This is a genomic window from Aeromicrobium phragmitis, assembly GCF_003674095.1.
Classification (GTDB): domain Bacteria; phylum Actinomycetota; class Actinomycetes; order Propionibacteriales; family Nocardioidaceae; genus Aeromicrobium; species Aeromicrobium phragmitis.
The window spans coordinates 1-309 of record NZ_RDBF01000262.1 but is presented as its reverse complement, the minus strand read 5'-3'; the positions used below and the strand labels follow the sequence as shown (position 1 = coordinate 309).

Here is a 309-nt window from a genome sequence, read left to right as displayed (position 1 = left end):
CAGTTCCTCTCGGTGGGCGACGAGTTCGCGTTGCGCCCGCGCCGCCACTCCGATCAGATCGCGAAGGTCGTCCCCCGCTGCCGCGTCATCGTCGGCGAGTAATCGCCCGTGGTCGGCCGTCAGCATCCAACCGCGCACGACGTCGACGGCCACCGGTGCGGCGACGAGTCCTGGGAGCAGCCGAGCCAGGAGCTGCTGCAGCGCGGGCTCGAAGCGCATCGGGGCGCAGGGCGCCTTGAACCAGAGGGTGCCGTGGTCGGTGGGCACGACGAGCTGCGTGGACCACGGCCGGATCCGAGGTTGCGTCAC

Annotated in this window: 1 protein-coding gene; it reads right to left on the bottom strand. The window is 71.2% G+C overall.

Annotated elements, in window-relative coordinates; all coding sequences use genetic code 11:
• Positions 1-267, bottom strand: a 267-nt coding sequence (locus D9V41_RS17255; RefSeq protein ID WP_208006948.1) for a hypothetical protein, incomplete at its 3' end; no start/stop codon positions are given.
• Between the last annotated feature and the right edge of the window lie 42 nt (positions 268-309).